We start from the raw sequence: 19071 nt of genomic DNA on the forward strand, positions 1-19071 counted from the left end.
CTGTACTTTCTAACTTTCCTAATCTTCTTAACTTTCTAATCTTCTGTACTTTATTTGTCAGTTCTCTGTGTTAGGGCGACCGGAATCGGGGCGGACTTAAATCGTTCCTGCCCCGGAATCAGGGGTAAAACACTTGCTGCCGCCTGGTCTTGCTTGAGGCTTGCTGACTGCCCTAAATCCGCCAGAATTTTGCTGGTGTACTCACGGGTTTCCTTAAACGGAATCTGCCTGACCCAAGCCGAAACACTGATGTCGCCAATGCGTGGATCGCCGTGGCGCTCCAGCCACTCATCTACCCGCGCCGGGCCAGCGTTGTAAGCAGCTACGGCCAGCGCTTGTTCGCCGTCATAACGTTCCAGTAGTTTCGACAAAAAGGCGCTGCCCAATTGTTTGTTGTAATCCGCGTCGCGAGTGAGGCGCCCCAGATTGAAATTCACACCTAATTCCTGCGCCATTTGGCGGGCGGTATCGGGCATCAACTGCATAATTCCCAACGCACCTTTGGGGGATACTGCATCCACCTGCCCGGCCGATTCCTGTTTGATCACACTGTCGACCAGTGCCTTAAAGCCGGTTGAACCTTTATTCCAGACATTGGCCAGGCTATCCACACTGCGCTGCCAGGTACTGCGCAGGGAATCCATGCTTGCACTGGAGCGCTCGGGTAAAGCAGCGGCGCGCGCGGTTTCGCTGGCTTCATCAAGAGTGTCCAATTGATTGGCCTTGCCCGAGAGCTGCTGTACCAATAAATCGGCAATACCGGTTTGACGCTTGCTGGCAAGGGTATCGGCGAGCATGCCATCGTAAAAATCGCGCATGGTGTCCAGCTCGCGGCTGCGCATAGGGTTATCGGCGGCGAGTACATCGCCCGCTTTGCGCATTTGCTTGAGCACTTGTTGTAAAAATAAAGCTTCGAACTGCTCGGCGGCCGCTTCCAATGCGGAGGGCGAGGCAGCAATAGCATTGCTGCTTGCCGAAGTATTAGCGGAGTTGTTGAGGGAGACGATACTCATGGCGGGTCCTTAAATCACTATCAGCTCGGCGTTCAGTGCACCCGCCTGCTCCAGCGCTTGCAGAATGCTCATGACATCATCGGGTGTGGCGCCAAGGCTGTTGACGGTATTAATAATGCTGTCCAGGCTGGCACCTTCCGGCCACTTGAACATGGCATTGGCCTCCTGGCTGACATTCACATCAGAATTGGGCACCACCGCGGTTTGCCCACGGGCAAAGGCGCCCGGCTGGCTGATTTGCGCTGTTTCGTTGATGGTGACTGTGAGCGTACCGTGGCTTACCGCCGCCGCTTTAACCCGCACACCTTCGCTGACAACCACGGTGCCGGTGCGGCTGTTGAACACCACTTTGGGGCGTGTGCGGCCAGTTTGGACTTCCAGGCCTTCCAACATAGCGACAAAACTGGTGCGCTGATTCGCAGCGCTGGGTGCCTGCAGGGCAATGCGCGTGCCGTTCAGCGCAGTCGCGATGCCCGTGCCAAATTTGGCGTTAATGGCATCGACGATTTTGGTTGCGGTTTGGAAACTGGGCTCACGGATATTGAGGGTGATCTCTTTGCGTTCGGCGAAATCTGTTGGAATCGCGCGCTCTACTGTGGCACCACCGGGAATACGCCCGGCGTTGGCGGAGTTAATCGCCACACTGGAGCCACTATTGCCCTGTGCATTCAAACCGCCAACCACCAAAGCGCCCTGTGCCAGCGCATAGGTTTCGCCATCCACCCCCACCAGCGGGGTCATGAGTAATTGGCCGCCACGCAGGCTTTTGGCATCGCCCAGTGAGGACACAGTGACATCCACCGTTTGACCGGGGCCATATGACGGCGGAATTGACGCCGTGATCATTACCGCCGCCGCATTCTTGAGTTTTGGGTCGATATTCGGCGGCAGGTTGATGCCAAACTGCTTGACCATATTGACCACTGACTGACTGGTGAACTTGACCTGATTTTTATCGCCAGTACCGTCCAAGCCCACCACCAGGCCATAACCGATTAGCTGGTTGGGGCGAATACCTTCAATGTCCACCAAATCCATCAGCGGCACTGCCTTCACAGGCAAACACAACAGTGCGACAAGAATGAGGAACGACCAGGAAAAAAAGCGCATGAACAGAGTCTCCACTTACAGGGGGAACAAAGGATGAGTGAAGAAACGGGTCAACCAACCAGCCGAGTTGCTGTCGTTCAACGCGCCGCGACCAGCGTAGGAAATGCGCGCATTGGCGACGTTTTGCGATGAAATCTGATTGTTGCTGTTGATGTCTTCCAAGCGCACCAAACCACTCAGGCGGATATATTCATCGCCCTGATTTAACTTCAATGCCTTCTCGCCTTTGACCAACAAAGTGCCATTAGGCATAACCTGATGCACCGTCACCGCGATGGCGCCGCGCAGGGTATTTTGCTGGGAACTGGCGGCGGAACCGCTGAAGTCACGCGAGCTGGATAAAGAGGATTCCAGATCCGGCACTGTTGAACCGAATACGGTTGGCACGCCCATACTCACATCGGAGGATTTACCGTAACTGGTGCCCGCGCTTTTGCTGGATTGGGTCGATTCATCGAGCACGATGGTGAGAATATCGCCCACACGCAAGGCGCGTTTGTCCTGCAATAGGGAGCCTGTGTGCCCCGTGCGAAACAGCCCGCCGCTGGTGGCTGCCGGTTGGCTGTAATCCAATGCGGGCGGTTGGTAATCCACCCCATCGTCATCATTCATCGCCGCTTTAAAACGCTGGCAACCAACCAATGAAGAGAGCAGGCAAGCCAGCACCAGCAGCCGTGTCACAGCGACAGAAAATCCACACATAGTCAGAATCACACTGTCTGGTTGAGGAATTGCTGCATGCTGGACGACGCGTCCAGCACCTTGGCGTTGGCTTCATAGGCACGCTGGATGGCGATCATGGATACCATAGCCTCCACCACCTGCACGTTTGAACCTTCCAACACACCCTGCTTGATCAAACCCAAACCCTCTTCACCCGGCACACCTTCTACCGGTTCACCGCTGGCGACGGTTTCTTTGTAGAGGTTGCCCCCCAGCGCCTCAAGGCCAGCCGGGTTTACAAAGTTAGCGAGGGTGATTTGGCCTAGTTCGACCGGATTGGTATCGCCCGGCAATACCGCCGTAACTATGCCGTCGCTACCTACGGTGAAACGGCTGGCGCCGGTGGGCACTTCAATCGCGGGAATCAAGGGCAAGCCCTGGGCATTCACCACTACCCCTTCGGCATTCAACTGCAACTGGCCGCTCTCGGTGTAAAAGGTTTCACCAGAGGGCGACTCCACCTGAAAGAAACCGCTACCGATAATCGCTAAATCCATCGGCTGGCCAGTGGTTTGGACATTACCTTCGGTAAAGACTTTTTGTGTGCCCGCCACGCGCACACCGCTGCCGAGCTGAATACCGGAGGGCACAGTATTGACCTGATCGGCCTGGGCGCCCGGCTGTAATTCAATGGCGTAGAACAAATCCTCAAACACCACGCGGTCACTTTTAAAACCGGTGGTATTCACGTTGGCCAGGTTGTTGGCCACAGTGGCCATGGCCTTGTCTTGCGCGGCCAGGCCGGTTTTGCTTACCCACAATGCTGAACTCATTGCACTATTCCTCTTGTTTGCTCTTTTTAAACGCCAAGTGCTGGCATTAGCTGCCGCGAATCATGCGGTTGCCCGCGTTGGAGATGTCCTCCGCGGCTTTCATCATTTTCACTTGTGTTTCAAACAAGCGATTGAGGCTCATGGACGCGACCAATTGATCAATCGCTGAGACGTTGCTCGATTCCAGATGACCAGACACCAGCACCACGGCATCGCTAACCTCTGCCGGTGCACCGTTTTTGGTGACCAGCATGCCGCTGGCGTCTTTCATCAAGTCAGCAGCAGCGACATCCACACGTTTGATGCGATCCACTTCTGCCATCAGGGTTTCGCCTTTGGGCAGCACGGAAACCACACCGTCAGAACCGATATGAACCTTGTCGTAGTCCGGCAGCACAATAGGGCCGCCCTCGCCCATCACTGGCCGACCATTGATGGTCAAACGCAGCTCGGCATCCACCTGCATATTGCCGTTGCGCGTGTAAACCTCAGCGCCACCGTCATCCAGGGCGATCAAACCTTGCCCTTTCACGGCGAAATCCAGATCGCGCCCGGTGGTGATCAGCGGGCCGGGCGTCAGATCAACACCGTTGTTCTGCGCCAGCGCCATATGGCGGCTGTCGTAGCCATAGCCATCCACACTGACTGCTTTGGCCTGTTCCAGATCCGCGCGAAAACCGGTAGTGCTAGCATTGGCGAGGTTATTGGCGCGCACTTGCAGCGAGAGCTGGGTGCGACTGGCGGCGGTCATAGCGGTGTATCCCAAACGATCCATAGTTCAAACCTTTTGTGGCTGGAGTGGTGCCCGGTAAACGGCAGATTAAATAGCGCCGAAGAGCACTTGCGTCAGTTCTTTATTGGTCGACAACACCTTGGTATTGGCTTGGTAGTTGCGTTGGCTTTCCATTAATCCCACCAATTGCTGGGTGAGATCCACGTTGGAGTTTTCCAGCGAGCCAGTGCGCAGCTCACCAAAAGCACCGATACCGGGGATACCAATCAGTGGCGAGCCAGATTCAGAGGTTTCACTCCAGCGCGTACCACTTTCATTTTGCAAACCTTCCATGTTGGCGAAAGTTGCCATGGCGACCTGACCTTGCAGCAGGCGCTCGCCATTGCTGTAGTTGGCGTAGATTTTTCCGTCTTTTTCGACCGCAATACCAATCTGCTCACCCGACGCATAACCCGAAGGACGGTTGGTGGTTACCACAAAGTTGGAGCCGGATTGGCTGGAGCGGGTGTAATCAATTGCAATGGTCATAGGCTCTACACCGGGCGGGGCGTAGTTGACATTCACTGGCGTCGCCGCGGCAGGTGTAGTCAGTTGACCGCTGGTGTTAAATACCAGCGCTTGGGGTGCACCCAGCGATACACCGTCGGCGTAATAGTGTGCGTTCCAGTTATTGTCTGCGGTTTTCACAAAGTACTGCGTCAGGGTGTGCTCTTTACCCTGTGAGTCAAACATCTTGCTGGTGTAAGTAGAGTTGAAGGTGTCAGCATTGGCGGGATCAAACGGCGCCAGCACCGGCACGGTTTCGTTGGCATCCAGGTTCATCACAAACGCCAGCGAGTCGGTCGCGCGCGCAGGCAGGTTGGCATTTTGTAAAGCCAGATTGCTGATGGTACCCACCTGCAGGTTGTTATTGGCATCCACGGGATAACCCTGCAGGTTCTGGCCGAGGGTATCCACAATCAGGTTATTTTTGTCGGTGCCAAATACCCCGGCACGGGTGTATTGCATATCACCGGTTGCGCCTTTGGTCATAAAAAAACCACCACCGGCAATCGCCAAATCCAATTCACGGCCGGTAGACACTAGCGAACCGCCTTTGCTGATGCTTTGGGTCAGGCCGAGCACTTCTACACCCATCGCCTGACTGTCGGCATAAATGCTGCCGAATTCCGTGCGAGAGGATTTAAAACCCGTAGTGCCCACGTTGGCGATATTGTTGCTGATGGTATCCATTTGTTCGGTGACGGCGCTCAGGCCAGTCAGGGCGATATTAAAGCTCATAGCAGTTACCTTTTATCCAATAGGTGATGAGGAGCGCGATTAGAAACGCAATGAATCACGCGATTAATAACTACAGCAGCCCGGCAACAGGCGTCTGGCCAAATTCAGTGATCCGGTAAAACGGCACGGCACCCGCACCGGCCACATCCAACACCGGGCCATCGGCACTCACGCGCACGTGGGTCACCAAGCCCGACACTTCAACACGCGGGAATTCGCCGGAATCAGTAGTCGCTTCAACCTTGTACTGGCCGGGAGCCAAACCCAGCGCGGCCGGGTCTATTTCAAACGGCACCGAACCGGCACTTTGCGCCCCCAACGGAAGCTCTTTTTTCACCCCATTGGAATCGGTCAGGGTGATCAGGGTTGCGCCGGCCGCATGCGCTAGATCGAGCTGGCCGCGAATAGGCGACGAACCCACATCAAGGCTATCTACCGATACCTTGACCTCCTGCCCCACCAAACCGGAAGCAGTCAGGGTTTGCAGGTTGTCCAGCAATACCAGATTGCTTTTGCTCAGCTCGGTCATGTTTTCCATGCTCTTCACCTGACTCATGGCGGAGAACTGGTTGAGAAACTCGGTACTGTCGACCGGCTTGGTCGGGTCCTGATTCTGGATTTGTGCCACCATCAAACTGATGAAGTTGTTCTCCATCTGGGTGGCATCGCTCACATTCACCGTGTTCGCAGTCACCTGATCGATGCTGTACGGATTGGATACCGTGTTGTTAGTAACCGTCGCCATTACGACTCTCCTAATTTGAGCAGGCCCTGTTGCATGCCTTTGATGCGATTGAGCACTTCCACGCTGGTTTCAAAACTGCGTGTGGCCGACATCATGTCGGTCATCTCTTCAATCTGGTTGATGTCGGCATAAAACACATAGCCATCGCGGTCAGCGAGCGGATTATCGGGTTCATAGCGACGCTGGGGTTCGCGCCCGGCGCTGATCACATCCAACACCTGCACATGGGCACCGCCCAAACCAACACCGCGGGTGAGCTGGTCGTTTTCATAAATCGCCGCAAATACCGGCTTGCGCGCCTGATACACATCTTCTGCGCGGGTGGCAGCGGAATCGGCGTTAGCCAGGTTACTGGCGATAGTGTTCAAGCGAACGGTTTGGGCGCCCATGGCGGAACCGGCAATTTTGTAAATCGATTCAAATGCCATGGTTATCGCCCCTCAATCGCTTGTTTAAGACCGCTGAATTTCATGGTCAGAAAGGTCAGGCTGGTTTGGAAATCCATGGAGTTTTTGGAAAAAGCGGTCTGCTCCAGGCTCAAGTCCACCGTGTTGCCATCCAGCGCCGCCTGCATGGGAATGCGGTATTGCAAAGCAGGACTCGCAGGCTGATCCGCCGCCCGTGAAATGTCGCCAATATCGAAGGGTGAATCAGCGCGCTGCAATTCACGCGCAAAATCAATATCCCGCGCCTGAAAGCCGGGGGTATCCTCATTCGCCAGGTTAGCGGCGAGGATTTCACTGCGCTGTACGCGCAGATCCAATGCGCGGGCATGCACGCCCAAGGCCTCATCAATCCGTATACTCATCGTCCAAAACCTCTGCTCATCACCTAAAAACTTCGAAAGGGGTGTAGATGGCACAGCTTTAGCAGGAACCATGCCCAGAGCGAAAACAACCTATATCAGATTGATTTTATTGGACTTTATGAAAATGAACGGCGCACAAATTACGCGACACCTTCCGCATTTAGGCCCAAGGGGAAATACAGGCGGAAGCACCACTTCCCCCCATTGGTTGCAGCTGATCGGCTTTTGTTTATTCCTGCTGGCGCTACCGGCAACCAGCAAGGCCAGCACAACAATCAACCAACAAGTTGACCAGGCCATTCACCAGCACCTGAGTGCATTGATGCGCCCCAGTGCACAACGCGAAAACTGGCAAGGCATGCGCATCACCCACACCAGCACCCCACTGGGCAGCACACGCACCCTCGCCACTTGCAGCCAAGCACCCGCAGTGAGCGGCGGTGCGGCGGACAACTATCGCCAGCGCCTGACCATCACCTGCCCCGACCAACCCGGTTGGCGCATGCAGGTCGCTACCGAGATGCAGGTATGGCTACCGGTATTAGTGGCAACACGGGTTATTGATCGCGGCCAAGTGATTAGCGCAGCAGATGTAAAAAGCCAGGAAATCGATATAGGCAAAGCGCCACGCGGGTTTTATCACCACGCCAAACAAGTCACTGGTATGAGCGCCAAACGCCGCATTCGCGCCAATCAGGTACTGAGCCCGGGCTTAATAGCCCTACCCCTCGCCGTAAAACGCGGCGACAAAGTAAAAATTGTGGCAACCCAGGACGGCATTAGCGCATCCATGAGTGGTGAGGCAATTAGCAATGCGGCGGAGGGAGAAGTGATTAGAGTGAAAAATTTATCCAGCGGAAAAACCATCGACGCAAAAGTGATAGCGCCTGGGGTGGTAACGAGTATTTTTTGAGGGAGAGTTATCTGAATAACGCAAACGCGCACTTCAAAAAGAAGTCTGCAATTCAACTTCAAAATGAAGCACGCGTGAAGAACAGGATGGGTTAGGGTGATTATTCAAGGGCCAATTGCAGTAAAAAATCAAGGTGAGCAACCGCATCGCCTCTGTCGATATGAGATACCGACTTATTACCCCCCATCCTTAGTGCAGGGACAAAATAATAAATCTGATTCATTTCCAGACAACCACTTTTCAAAACAGCATCTTTAAACATGGATGCATTCAGGAAGCCGGATATAACTTCGTCGTCACAGCACCATTCATTGAAAAAATCATGAAGCGACCAAACAAGGTCGCCGCCATCAGAAGTATGCGGATTTAAAAAGGAAACATCCTCGTCACCTTCTTCGCTGACTTTTCTGTAATAAAAAACGTCACCAAATGCACTCAGTGCTATTGGCAACCGACCCATATCCTCCTCGTCCCGCATTAACCAACCCCAGAGATTATCTCGATATAAATCAGGATCAATTATTTGTATTAATCCATTACCGTATAGACCGAAACCATACTCTGCCCACAACTCCAAAAGGCAATCTGGCAAATACCCCTTGTAGCGCATAATTTTGGACTCATCCGCTCGCATCAAATTCTGAGATGGCTGATGAAAATTTATAAAATTCTGAAGCTCAATAGTCATTGGGTTCTCACGTAAAGCATGTCAAAAGCTATTTTGCTATTTAAGTTTTTCACCGCAATTTTTACACTCTTTAATATTCCAACCACTGCCTGCACTTTCTTTGCAAGATGGGCACTTTATGTACTTGATTGATAGAAATATAAAAGGCAAACCAATAACTTGAAGTGCCGCTGCAACAATATCTGCACGGACAGTAAAAATATATGAGCCTTCATATAAGTGACGCAATAAAACTGCCACCAGGAAAAAAATGGCGAAAACAGCTGTGTATATAATTCGCTTTTTCTTTTGCTCTGCAAATACTTCGATATAGCTCATATACATTCCTAACGTTTATTAAACACCCAAAAAACGCATTCCCAAAACACCCATCGCAAAACATTATTTTGCCCATGACAAGCGTCTGCTTCTAAACCACTCGCCTTGGCGATGGGTGCAATTAAAGACTATCGCAACGTTTGGCGCCAGTTTGAATTACGGGCTATTACGGCGCTGCAGGAACCGGTGATTCGACCGGGTTGCTTGCTCCCTTCCTAAAAAATTTCCCTTCGATTTAAGTCCCGCGTTGAGGCGGTCGCCCTAACCTTTCAGCAGGCAAACATGGCCAGCTTCGAAACAGGTTTTTACATTCACGTTTTACTTAGCACAGGAATACTCCCATGGCTCTGTCGATTCATACCAACTATTCGTCGTTGATCACTCAGACCAATCTGAGCAAGACCAACAATGCCCTTGGCACTAACCAGCAACGTCTTGGTACTGGCTTGCGTATCAACTCTGCTGCTGACGATGCTGCAGGTTTACAAATTGCTACCCGTTTGAACGCACAATCGCGCGGCATGGAAGTGGCTATGCGCAATACCGGCGACGCGGTTTCACTGTTGCAAACAGCGGAAGGTGCGTTCAATGAAATGACCGATATCATGCAGCGCATGAAGGATCTGGCAACCCAGGCAGCGAACGATACCAACAGCACGGATGACCGCACCGCACTGCAAGCGGAATACGACGAGTTGGGTAATGAATTAACCAACATCATTACCAACACCAAATACGCTGGCGAAGCGCTGTTTGCCGCCGCTGGTAAATTCACTGCTGCAATGACCTTCCAAATTGGTGCCAGCAGCGCGGAAACCCTGTCATTGGATGCCAGCGGCGAACTGACTGATGTGACTGATGCGATCACCACCATCAAAGCCGAAGTACTGACCGATGCCACCACTTCCGGCAGCGCAATGGATGAGTTGGAAACCGCACTTAATGCAGTAGGCACCATGCGCGCCCAGTTCGGTGCCAACATCAACCGTCTCAACCACACATCCAACAACCTGGCCAACATGAAAGACAACACCGAGATGTCCAAGGGCCGTATTTTGGATGCCGACTTTGCCAAAGAAAGCGCCAACATGAGCAAAAACTCCATGTTGATGCAATCCGGTATTTCCATGTTGAAACAAGCTGGCCAAATGCCCGGCATGGTGATGTCACTGCTTGGCTAAAGGCCAATAGAAATAGCGCTAATGCTGGAAATATTTTGCGTGTGTCACCTTAAGTTAATGGACGATTTCGTCGCCTTGATGGTGTAGCAGGCAAATAAACCAGCAACAAAACCGATTTTTATTTTCACGCTTTCTTAGCACAGGAATATTCACATGGCACTGTCAATTCATACCAACTACTCCTCGTTGATTACCCAAACCAACCTGAGTAAAACCAACAACAGCCTTGGTACCAACCAACAGCGTTTAGGCACTGGCCTGCGCATTAACTCAGCGGCTGACGACGCGGCTGGTTTGCAAATTGCCACGCGTTTAAATGCCCAATCACGCGGTATGGAAGTGGCTATGCGCAACACGGGTGACTCAGTTTCCCTGCTGCAAACCGCTGAAGGTGCATTCAATGAAATGACCGACATATTGCAGCGTATGAAAGACCTTAGCACCCAGGCATCGAACGCCACCAACAGCGGTGCAGATCTGATTGCCCTGCAAGGCGAATACGATGAGTTGGGTAAAGAAATGGCCAACATCATCAAAAACACCAAGTTTGCTGGCGCCAACCTGTTCAGTGACGGCACACTGGTAACGGGTGCTGGCGGTAAATTCTCGGCGGCAATGGACTTCCAGATTGGTGCCAGCTCCGCAGAAAAACTGACCCTGAACGTGAGTGCCAAACTGACTGCACTGGGCACTGCACTGGCAGCCGTGTCTGACACCTATACCACTGCCGGTACTCCCGGTGTGGAATTGGCCACTACCCAGGTAGCCACCACTGCAGTGAACACCAACGCCAACGGCAACATCACTCTGGTTGAAACGGCGCTGAACTCGGTAGGTGAACTGCGCGCCTTGTTTGGTGCCAACATCAACCGTTTGAACCACACTGCGAACAACCTGGCAAACATGAAAGACAATACCGACATGTCCAAAGGTCGTATTGTGGATGCCGACTTTGCCAAGGAAAGCGCCAACATGAGCAAAAACTCCATGTTGATGCAATCCGGTATCTCCATGCTGAAACAAGCTGGTCAAATGCCAGGTATGGTGATGTCACTGCTCGGTTAATAGCGAGCTGGGTACTCCCGCTTAAACGCCCCGCTTGTCGGGGCGTTTTTGCTTGTCGCCAAAATCAACATATGTGTGCGATTTGTTCTGCTGTTGCTCTTTTTTATAGCTAAACCTATAAAAATTAACGAGTTTTACTGAGTAGAAACTACTAAATGGAATAAATTGTGGTAAAAACGGCGCTATGATTGGCGCATCCGTTTGTTGACGCCAGAAAACCGTCTGCCACCTTTTGAATTCACATCTGTATGGAAATGACCCTTAGCGAGACCAGCATCCCTGCGCGCGGCGAAACCAGCGCAACTACACCGCCCGAGCGTCAGACCCGCGTGACTATCAAAACGGGGAACGCCGATTGCCTTGCGTTCTTTTACCCCTCCCTCTATCAGCTCAGCCTGTTTAAAGCCGGCACTGAAGAAAAAATTGACCTGGGGTTTTCCGGCAGCCGCTTGCTTGAACGATTGTTGCAAACACCAGGAGAAGTGATTGCACGCGAAGAGCTAATGAGTCACGCATGGGCAGACAGGGTTGTAGGTCAAGGTAGCCTGAACCAGCAGATCTACACCTTGCGCCAAATTCTGGGGGATGAAAAAGAGCGGGAAATCATCCAAACACTTCCCCGTCGCGGGTATATGTTGAACCCCAAATACATAGAAGCAACCACCAGTATTGGTATTGCTGATCAAGCCGCGGTAGCGGCTGCCCGCCCTGACCTGAATCCCCCGCTGCCGAATGCTGTCGTTAGCCTCACCGGCATGAATCCACCGGCTAACGAACAACAAAACACTGGCAATAACCTCTGGCGCTCGCGTTTGTCCTTGCTGGCGGGAATTGGGGTCTTGAGTTTATTTGGCATGCTGTTAGTGCAAAAACAAACACCGGCAACCAGCCTTGCGGGCAACCTGACTCTGACTTATGCACCGGAGCAGCCGGGGCAGATGGTCCAGTTAGTGCCTTTGGGGGAAACACTTGGCACGCGGGTAAAACAACTGACCGATGAGCCACTGCAGCTGGTGCTGGGGTTGCACAACGATGTGTTGACGCTGGTATGCCTACACACCGACAGCGGCGCGCGCAGCTTGCATATACCGGTAGATGGAGTGGCGCAACTGACGGAAGCCGATCTCGCGCCTTGCCTTTGATACTAGAGGGATTGCGTTGTGCCTGTGTCGGCCTTGGCGGGCACAATCAACTCCGCCTGCTGACTTGAGTAATCAACGCGGGTTTGCTGATCACCAAAAATCTCGCGGTACAGCCCCTCCGCTTTAGCGGTTAACAACAATATTTCAATCCGCCGATTGGCACCGTCCTCCGGTGCCTGCGGGTGCAGAGGCATAACATCTGCCTGCGCCGCGACTTGCAGTACAGCACCGGGCGCCAAACCCGACTCCACCATCACCTGCCGTGCGCTCAAGGCGCGGTCACCGGAAAGATTCCAGTTGTTATAGCCATTTAGGCGTTTATAAGGCGTGGAGTCGGTGTGACCACTGATAATCAGTTTATTACCCACCTGCGCCAACACTCCGGCAAGGCGCTGCAACAGCAGGGCAAAATGCGGATTCAAACGATCACTCCCGCGCGCAAACATAAAGCGCTGCTGATCGTCTTTAATCAAAATGCGCAAACCCTGGGGTACAACCTGAATTTCAATATTGGCTTGTGCGTCCAATTGCAGGGCAAGGGATTGCATCAAACCCGCCAATTCTTTCAGCTCAGCCGGGCTGCTGTATTTAATTGGCTGGTGATTGGTATTTTGGGATGTCGCATCCGGCACCTCTGGCTTATTGGGCTGGAGCGGAATGCCTTCCAGCTCAAGCGGGGTGCGGCTATTGCCATCAAATACCCCGGCACCACCATCCACCAGGGGATTGGTGAGTGCTTCCGCCGCCGTGCTTTGCTGAACGTTCTGCGGGGTGATAACCCAGAGCACCATAAATAGCGCCATCATCGCCATAGTGAAATCGGCAAAGGCCACCTTCCAGGCACCGCTATGGTTTTCGTCGTGATTACTTTTTTTGCGGCGTTTGACGATTACTTCAGAATCTTTGTCGCTACGCTTTTTCATGCCGCGTCCCTTTCATCCTCATAGCGGTTAACCCAGGTTTCCAACAGGCGGAAAGCGGGCTTAACGTCCTGTTCGATCAGTTTGCGGCCCGCATCCACGGCCAGCAGGGTTGGCTTGCCCGCCAAGTGGGCGACCAATGTGGTGCGCACGCATTCCAGGGCGGAAAGTTCGGTTTTGACGCGCTGACTCATAGAGTTACTCAAGGGCTCCATCACGCAGTAGCACATGAAAATGCCCAAAAAGGTGCCCACCAGCGCCGCCGCCACATGAGCGCCAATTTCAGCCACTGAACCGCCAATATTGCCCATGGTAATGATGATGCCCATGATCGCCGCAAGAATACCGAACCCGGGCATAGCTTCGCCGATTTTGTGCAGCGAGCGCGAAGGCTGGAGCAGCGCATGCTCCATGGCATCCAACTCCTGCTCCAAAAACCCTTCCAGTTCATGGGCACTGATCTTGCCCATGGCCATCAAGCGGAAGTTATCGGCAATAAATGCCATGAGGTTGCGCTCTTGCAGAATCAGCGGGTACTTGGCAAATAATTCACTCGCCTCCGGTTCCTCGATATGGGCATCCAGTGCTTTAAGGCCACCTACGTCCACCATTTCCAATAACTCGTAAAGACACATAAGTAATTGGCGCTGGAACTCTTCGCCGCGGCGCTCAAACACAAACACACCTTTAATTTGTGCGCACATTTCCACCAGCACTTCTTTGGGATTACCGACCACCAAACTGCCGATACCCGCACCCAAAATAATAAGCACTTCAGCCGGTTGCCAGAGCATGGCCAATTCGCCGTGCGCCATGGAGTAACCGCCGAGCACACAGCCCACAATAATGAATGCACCTATAACTTTTTGCACAATGGCCTCTCTCTGTTTCCCGTTAGCTGCGTTCCCGCAAAAAGCGGCTGGCTTTGGTGATGGCTTGTTTACTCAATTGGCAGACCCGCGCGTCGGTTAGATCCAACACCAGCGCGATTTCTTTCAAACTCAGTTCTTGTTGGTAATACAAAATTAAAATCAGTCGTTCGCGCTCATTTAATTCCGCCAGCGCTTGCGCTAACAGCCGCTCGGTGATTTCCCGCTCCTCCAGCCCCGAACTGCCATCGGCAAATATTTCCGGGCCGTTAAGCAATAGCTCATCCAAACTTTCGATGGCCTCACAGGCATCGGCCTGTAAAAAGGCTTGGTAATCTTTTTCACTCAGGCCAGTAAATTTCATAATTTCCGCATCCTGCGGCGCGCGCCCTAATTGCCGCGCTAACAGACGAATGGCATCGCGGATTTTATGGGCCTGTTGGCGCACCTGGCGCGGGCGCCAATCCTGCCGGCGCAGTTCATCCAGAATCGCGCCGCGAATACGCAACTTGGCAAAGCTGCCAAAGTTTTCATCGGGTGTGCCGTAACGACGCAGGCTTTCCAGCAACCCCATCAAGCCGATTTGCTCCATGTCGTCGCGATCCAGCACCTGACTTGCCTGCAGCGACAGCTGGCGCACAATGCGTTTCACCAGCGGCAAGTATTGAATCAGCAACTGCTGCTCAAGCTCGGGAGCAAACGTGGGCGCCGTGCTCTGACCGGCGAGGTAATCAAAATCGATGGCGCAAGTGGCGTTCATACAAAGTCCTATTGCACAACCAGTTTGCTAACCAGTACGTGGTCAAAGGGCTGCACCACCTGACGGCTGGCAAAATCCGCCAGAACGACTTCTTCCAACTTCGCCTGCAGCTCGGTGATGGGTAGGCCGCGCAGCTGGTTAAATGTCATGGCCGACAAATGCGCCACCACTGAATTGCGTACCATGGGGTCAATTTGTTGCAACTTTTTATCGTCGGTATCGCTATTGGCTTGCAGCACCAAATCCAGCACAAAGTAGTGTTCGCGGCCATCCCCCGGCAGGCTCACAATAATTTTCTGGATCGCAAAAAACTTGTACTCCTCCGCTTTGCCGGTCTTGGGCGCTGGCAACGCGCCGGTGGCCGGAGTGCTCTCCGTTACGCTGGCGACAGGTTGATTCAATAACCGGAAGTTGAGATAGGCCGTCGCTGCCACTGCCAGAGTATTCACTACCAAAACCGCCAAAATAATTCGCTGCATCAACATAACCGCGTCTGCCCTTTTCCATTGACTAAAAAGCATTTGTTAAAAAATTCCGCGCTGATGAACACCAGCGCGAAGCGTTAAACCGTAATCAATACATCGCGAGCCTGGCCACTTTGCCCGCGTGTGTTATCGGTTGCTGGCTGGCCGTTGACCTGAATTATTTCCTCCGCCACAAAACGTGATGCGCTGTGACGGGATTGCTGCTGGCCGGATTGTCCCTCGCTAGAGGTCTGCACATTCACCTGGGTAAATTGCCCGCCCGCCAATTCCTGGCGCAAACGGTCGCTGGTCTGCTGCAACAGGCGCGCTACATCGGCCTGACTGGCGTTGATCTGCACATTGAGGCGACCGGACTCATGACTGAGGAAAATCTCCAAACTGCCCAGCTCCGGCGGGTCCAGCCGGATGGTGGCATTCTGGATACGCTGCTGGATTTGCACCTGCACCTGATCGCGCAGGGTGTGTAACAACTGCTCGCCCCATTTCGCCTCGGGTGTAGGCAGTTTTGCGCTTGCCTGGATACTGCTGTCCTGCACCGCTTTATCGCCCAGAGTAAAAATACTGTTGCCCGCTGGGCTGGCTGGACGATCAACAACCGGGCTAGAGAATTCCGCTGTTGCACTCGCCAACAGCGGCGAATCCACCAGCGGTACTTCAGCGCCCTGCTGCGCCAAGTGCGGCACCGACGGCGGTATGGGTTGTTGAAGTGATTGTTGTAGCGATTTTTGTAGCGATTGTGGCGCCGCTTGTTGTTGTGACTGCTGTTGTGACTGTTGCTGTGACGGCTGCAATGACAGCTGTACCTGGGCTTGCCCCAACGATTGCTCAGATGGCGCTAACGCCTGCTCTACCGAATGGGCTGCTGCACCTTGCAGGCTAGCTGCTCCCGCCAAACTGGCAGGCACTGGCCCGGTTGCCGTTCGAGCCATCCACAAGGCCGGGTTGATGGCTATTGTTGCGCCGCTGGAATGGATGCTGGACGGCGATGCTGTCATCGCCTCACTTATCCCGCCCGATGCCTGGGGTAGAACTTCCGCTGGCGCCAATGGCAGTGGTACCAGAGCCGGTGAATTAGTTGCTGCAACGGTGGCCTGGGTATCCCCCAGAGGGCTTGGCATAGCGCGCACCTGCAGTTGTACTTGCTGCTGTTCAAGCGCCTGTTGTAACCACTGCTCCGCATCTATTTCCAACGCAGCTTGTGGGTCGCCAGTGGCTGCCACCACGGTGGCGTCCGGCAATGATTCGGCGCCCTCTTCAGCACTGCCGCCAGCCAATAGCGCGGCAAACACCGGGTTGTCACCCGTAAGTTGGCGCGAGTCAGCAGTAATTGCGCTGGTATCCGACGCCATGAGTGGCGCGTCGCTAACAGCTGCAGCGGCGGTAGAAGAACTCAGTGATGACAACATTTATCTCTCACCTTGCAACAAATCGGTACGCAAGTAGGCCGAGCGGCCCTCGGCATAATCCATATGGTTTATCAGCAGCTGGCGCAGCTGCTCGCAGGCATTGGCGTAGGCAGGCAATACCCGCGCATACAACTCGTGCAATTGCGTTTTAAGTTTTTGCAATTCAGGACTGGGCGATTCAACCGTCGCCAACTCCGCCAGACAGCGGCGAACCTGCAAATCAACCTGCCCCACACGCTCCCAGTCCTTGGCGCGTAGGGCTTCCGTTAGCTGTTCACCCAAGGTAATCAATTGCAGTTGCTGGTAGCGATCAGCGGCGTTGGGCATTGACACCGTCCCAGCCTTCGCGGATTACCCCGAGCAGATGAACCACCTCCTCCAACCCTTCCAGCGACAGGCTCACGCTGACATCGGACAGGCGATAAATGCAGTAGTCGTACAAGCGCGATAGCCCCTGCACCACTTCGCCGCCATTGTCGTAATCCAGCGCGCTGTTCAGACCGTTGAGGATATTCAGGCACTTCTCCAGCGAGCGCCCTTTCTCCTGATAGCGTTTGGCTTCAATGTGGCCGCGCGTGCGCGCCAACTCATCCAGCAGCCCATCAAACAACACCAGTACCAGCTCATAAGGCGATGCGGTGGCGGCTTTCGCTTCCAAATCCACAGAGCGATAACTGTCGTAACTTTCATTGGCGAGATAGGGATTGTTCATCAAAACATACCGAAGGTTTGTTCCATGGCCGACATCGTCTGCATCATGCTGGTGTACTGCTTCAGATAGCGGGCATAGTAGTTGTCGTATTGTTTTTGGATGCCATCGAACTGGTCATCCACCCGGCTGAGCATGGAGTTCAAACTCTCCTTGCGCGCCTTCATCAGGTTGTTGGTACCACTGGTGTAAACCGCGAGATTTTTGTCGATGCTATCGAGCAAGGCATCTTTGCTGTTAAACAGTTTGTCCAGCCCTTCCGGGTTGGCAGCAATCGCTTTTTCAAAGCGCGCGGCATCAATGGTCAAATTGCCGCTACGGTCGGCGGAGATGCCAAAGTCGATCAAACTAGAGCCGCCAAAGCTGGTGCGCAGCAGCTTGTTCAAGGTGGACTCCACCGAGCGGATACTGGAGTCGCCCGCCAATACACCGCGCTCACTGGATTCACCGCCGCTTGCGGTCAGTGAATCAAACGAGCCCAGCAGCGTATTGATGGCAGTAATAAAACTCTGCACATTGTCTTTGGTGGCTTTGTCATCGCGCCCCACCGTAACCGACAGCGGCTGCTCACCCGTGTTATGAGCCTTGGTAAAGTTCAGGCTTACACCATCGATAATGTTGTCGAAATTGTTGGTGGCATTGGTCAGCAACATGCCCGTTTCACCACCGAGCAAAACTTCTGCATCTTTGGCCGCACTCAGTTCGCGTCGGCTGGTCAGCGCCGCATCAAACGCGCCGCCACTGGTGCCCGAGGTAGACACACTAATCGCATTAGTCACACCGGTTTTTTCACTGGCGAGCACCAACGAAACCGTACCGTTACTGCGCACCAGGGTCGCTTTTACGCCGCTGTTGTCGGTCGCGCCATTAATTGCCGCCGCCACTTCCGCGAGGGAGTTACTGCCGTTGCCATCGCCGTCGATGCTGCTCAGGTCGATATTGAAACTGCTGCTGCCCTGACCGATGGTCAAGGTGCCACTGGTATCCACATCGGTATCGCTCAACCCCTCAATCGACACCTGATGGGCGCTGGCAAGCTGCTTCACAAAAAACTGGTAATTCCCGGCAATCGCCGCAGTGCCGACGGTTGCGCTGGCATAACCTTCACTGCTGAAAGTTGCGCTATTGGTCAGCACACTTTTGTTGGTGCCCTTTAAACTTTTGATACTGGAACTGAAGGTTTTCAGCGCCGTTTCCAGCGAGGTAATCGCCGTTAACTTCGCTTTGTAATTCGCCTCATTGCGATTCGCTTTCGTCAGCGCGGACTGCACCTCGTAATTCGCCAACTGGGTCGCCATGCTTTTAACGTAATCTGAATCTATCGCCATTGCAGTTCTCCTCGCGTGGGTTTCAGCAATATCAATGCCAATACATAACCTATTGTTTTATATAGGATTAATGAAAAAACATGCAGAAAAATTACTTCCGC

At 53.4% G+C, this 19071-nt stretch carries 23 protein-coding genes; 4 read left to right on the forward strand and 19 right to left on the reverse strand.

The features are described from left to right. Positions 1-50: 50 nt before the first annotated feature. The 9 genes from NNX04_RS05655 to flgB form a co-directional block, all read right to left on the reverse strand. A complete protein-coding gene (locus tag NNX04_RS05655) occupies positions 51-1013 on the reverse strand; it encodes a transglycosylase SLT domain-containing protein (protein WP_007640534.1) in 963 nt (320 codons plus the stop codon). A 9-nt stretch (positions 1014-1022) separates the two neighbouring features. Next, positions 1023-2123 carry a flagellar basal body P-ring protein FlgI gene (locus NNX04_RS05660; RefSeq protein ID WP_261947755.1) on the reverse strand — a complete coding sequence of 367 codons (1101 nt, stop codon included), beginning with the start codon at positions 2121-2123 and terminating at the stop codon, positions 1023-1025. A 15-nt stretch (positions 2124-2138) separates the two neighbouring features. Beyond that, positions 2139-2825: a flagellar basal body L-ring protein FlgH gene (gene flgH / locus NNX04_RS05665; RefSeq protein WP_261947756.1), complete on the reverse strand. Its 687-nt coding sequence runs from the start codon at positions 2823-2825 to the stop codon at positions 2139-2141. 8 nt (positions 2826-2833) lie between these two features. Further along, complete coding sequence (gene flgG, locus NNX04_RS05670) at positions 2834-3619, reverse strand: flagellar basal-body rod protein FlgG (protein WP_007640529.1); 786 nt, start codon at positions 3617-3619, stop codon at positions 2834-2836. 46 nt (positions 3620-3665) lie between these two features. Then, positions 3666-4394: a flagellar basal body rod protein FlgF gene (locus NNX04_RS05675; protein WP_261947757.1), complete on the reverse strand. Its 729-nt coding sequence runs from the start codon at positions 4392-4394 to the stop codon at positions 3666-3668. 45 nt (positions 4395-4439) lie between these two features. Then, positions 4440-5633 carry a flagellar hook protein FlgE gene (flgE, locus tag NNX04_RS05680; RefSeq protein ID WP_007640526.1) on the reverse strand — a complete coding sequence of 398 codons (1194 nt, stop codon included), beginning with the start codon at positions 5631-5633 and terminating at the stop codon, positions 4440-4442. A 70-nt stretch (positions 5634-5703) separates the two neighbouring features. Further along, positions 5704-6378, reverse strand: a complete 675-nt coding sequence (flgD, locus tag NNX04_RS05685; RefSeq protein WP_261947758.1) for a flagellar hook assembly protein FlgD — start codon at positions 6376-6378, stop codon at positions 5704-5706. Then, on the reverse strand, positions 6378-6806 hold the full coding sequence (gene flgC / locus NNX04_RS05690; protein ID WP_007640524.1) for a flagellar basal body rod protein FlgC: 429 nt from the start codon (positions 6804-6806) through the stop codon (positions 6378-6380). The genes flgD and flgC overlap by 1 nt, the downstream gene beginning before the upstream one ends. 2 nt (positions 6807-6808) lie before the next feature. Continuing rightward, on the reverse strand, positions 6809-7186 hold the full coding sequence (flgB, locus tag NNX04_RS05695; protein WP_261947759.1) for a flagellar basal body rod protein FlgB: 378 nt from the start codon (positions 7184-7186) through the stop codon (positions 6809-6811). A gap of 70 nt (positions 7187-7256) precedes the next feature. On the opposite strand from flgB, the gene flgA reads away from it, so the two are divergent. Then, positions 7257-8099, forward strand: a complete 843-nt coding sequence (flgA, locus tag NNX04_RS05700) for a flagellar basal body P-ring formation chaperone FlgA (protein WP_261947760.1) — start codon at positions 7257-7259, stop codon at positions 8097-8099. A 100-nt stretch (positions 8100-8199) separates the two neighbouring features. Here flgA and NNX04_RS05705 read toward each other — a convergent pair whose 3' ends face one another. Together NNX04_RS05705 and NNX04_RS05710 are read right to left on the reverse strand one after the other, a co-directional pair. Further along, complete coding sequence (locus NNX04_RS05705; RefSeq protein ID WP_261947761.1) at positions 8200-8787, reverse strand: GAD-like domain-containing protein; 588 nt, start codon at positions 8785-8787, stop codon at positions 8200-8202. A 36-nt stretch (positions 8788-8823) separates the two neighbouring features. After that, positions 8824-9105, reverse strand: a complete 282-nt coding sequence (locus NNX04_RS05710; RefSeq protein WP_261947762.1) for a hypothetical protein — start codon at positions 9103-9105, stop codon at positions 8824-8826. Between the two features lie 341 nt (positions 9106-9446). Here NNX04_RS05710 and lafA (NNX04_RS05715) point away from each other — a divergent pair, with 341 nt between their 5' ends. From lafA (NNX04_RS05715) to NNX04_RS05725, 3 genes are all read left to right on the forward strand, one after another. After that, positions 9447-10286, forward strand: coding sequence for a lateral flagellin LafA (gene lafA / locus NNX04_RS05715; RefSeq protein WP_040391600.1), 840 nt, complete (start codon positions 9447-9449; stop codon positions 10284-10286). 153 nt (positions 10287-10439) lie between these two features. Continuing rightward, positions 10440-11351 carry a lateral flagellin LafA gene (lafA, locus tag NNX04_RS05720; protein ID WP_007640512.1) on the forward strand — a complete coding sequence of 304 codons (912 nt, stop codon included), beginning with the start codon at positions 10440-10442 and terminating at the stop codon, positions 11349-11351. Positions 11352-11599: 248 nt separating this feature from the next. Further along, positions 11600-12493 carry a winged helix-turn-helix domain-containing protein gene (locus NNX04_RS05725; protein WP_261947763.1) on the forward strand — a complete coding sequence of 298 codons (894 nt, stop codon included), beginning with the start codon at positions 11600-11602 and terminating at the stop codon, positions 12491-12493. A gap of 2 nt (positions 12494-12495) precedes the next feature. Here the strand turns inward: NNX04_RS05725 and NNX04_RS05730 are convergent, their stop codons facing one another. From NNX04_RS05730 to fliD, 8 genes are all read right to left on the reverse strand, one after another. Continuing rightward, positions 12496-13416 carry a flagellar motor protein MotB gene (locus NNX04_RS05730; RefSeq protein ID WP_261947764.1) on the reverse strand — a complete coding sequence of 307 codons (921 nt, stop codon included), beginning with the start codon at positions 13414-13416 and terminating at the stop codon, positions 12496-12498. Next, entirely contained in the window at positions 13413-14285 is an 873-nt protein-coding gene (motA, locus tag NNX04_RS05735) for a flagellar motor stator protein MotA (RefSeq protein ID WP_007640507.1), read from the reverse strand. Before motA ends, NNX04_RS05730 begins: the two co-directional genes overlap by 4 nt. A gap of 22 nt (positions 14286-14307) precedes the next feature. Then, a complete protein-coding gene (locus NNX04_RS05740) occupies positions 14308-15042 on the reverse strand; it encodes a FliA/WhiG family RNA polymerase sigma factor (protein WP_007640506.1) in 735 nt (244 codons plus the stop codon). An 8-nt stretch (positions 15043-15050) separates the two neighbouring features. Further along, entirely contained in the window at positions 15051-15521 is a 471-nt protein-coding gene (locus NNX04_RS05745; RefSeq protein WP_261947765.1) for a flagellar basal body-associated FliL family protein, read from the reverse strand. A gap of 83 nt (positions 15522-15604) precedes the next feature. Then, the gene (locus tag NNX04_RS05750; RefSeq protein ID WP_261947766.1) at positions 15605-16933 is read right to left on the reverse strand and encodes a flagellar hook-length control protein FliK; all 1329 of its coding nucleotides are present in this window, start codon (positions 16931-16933) and stop codon (positions 15605-15607) included. After that, positions 16934-17266: a hypothetical protein gene (locus NNX04_RS05755; protein ID WP_157152494.1), complete on the reverse strand. Its 333-nt coding sequence runs from the start codon at positions 17264-17266 to the stop codon at positions 16934-16936. Continuing rightward, entirely contained in the window at positions 17244-17645 is a 402-nt protein-coding gene (gene fliS, locus NNX04_RS05760) for a flagellar export chaperone FliS (protein WP_007640497.1), read from the reverse strand. Before fliS ends, NNX04_RS05755 begins: the two co-directional genes overlap by 23 nt. Continuing rightward, complete coding sequence (fliD, locus tag NNX04_RS05765) at positions 17645-18970, reverse strand: flagellar filament capping protein FliD (protein ID WP_261947767.1); 1326 nt, start codon at positions 18968-18970, stop codon at positions 17645-17647. Before fliD ends, fliS begins: the two co-directional genes overlap by 1 nt. Positions 18971-19071 lie beyond the last annotated feature (101 nt).

It is taken from the genome of Cellvibrio sp. QJXJ (assembly GCF_024452345.1).
Lineage (GTDB): Bacteria > Pseudomonadota > Gammaproteobacteria > Pseudomonadales > Cellvibrionaceae > Cellvibrio.